Annotated in this window: 1 protein-coding gene; it reads right to left on the bottom strand. The window is 47.7% G+C overall.

The genetic code is table 11. The features are described 5' to 3' along the window. Window positions 1-52: 52 nt before the first annotated feature. A complete protein-coding gene (locus ACR0M9_RS21115) occupies window positions 53-520 on the bottom strand; it encodes a P-loop NTPase fold protein (protein WP_480774608.1) in 468 nt (155 codons plus the stop codon). Window positions 521-835 lie beyond the last annotated feature (315 nt).

Raw genomic sequence — 835 nt, 5'->3', positions numbered from 1 at the left:
GGTCAGCCAGAAAAGGTCGCTCATATCACCACTCCATTTTTCGAGCCGTGAATCATGCAGCGCCTTGAAAATCAATGCATCCTGACCCTAGAGCATCAAAATCTCCAAGAGCGTCAATAGCTCCATCAGACATAGCTTCGATGATCTCGTCGGCTCCGGATCGAAGAACAACTCTTGCCGCAGCGCGAGCTCCAATTACCCCGATTTTTTTTGCCGAATCCAAAGCTTTCTTTGCTTTGCCTCCCTGTGTTTTAGGTACGGCCTCGACCAACGCACCAAACAGTGTAACAATGGGATCACCCGAGTGGTCCGATTGCTGAACGTCCACTTCGATAACAATTTCCCCAGACTGTCTGAGTTGTTCTGACCAAGCCTTCCGAAAGAACGTCTTTCCCCTGCCAAATCCAGCTTCAATGGAAACGACCTTTGTGGTTTCCATTGACTTAATCAGGTTTGTGAAAGTGTTCCCGATATGTTCGTAGTCCAGAAGATCGTGGTCCCAAATACTCTGTGTTTTCATAAATATAAGTGCCTCAATTCGGGTGCATCGCGCGCAGAAACTACAACTTAACGTGAAATTCAGTTGCTGGTATTCTATTCTACAGTTCGGGTAATTCTGCACATTGCCAATGGGATGAAAAGTGGTACGGCACCAAAAGTTCACTGATTTCTGGTGTTGCGCATTCATCACAGGGTGAATTTCGTCCCTAATGCTTCCAGAGTGCTTCCAGTTGTGCAGTGGCCCTGAACGCAGAAAGCGCCCCTTGGGGCGCTAAGTGCTTGATATCTGACTGGAAGTATTGGTTGCGGGAGTAGGATTTGAACCTACGACCTT

It is taken from the genome of Ruegeria sp. CH2, from assembly GCF_056537065.1.
The sequence above is the reverse complement of the archived record's forward strand: the minus strand, read 5'-3'. Positions and strand labels throughout refer to the sequence as shown.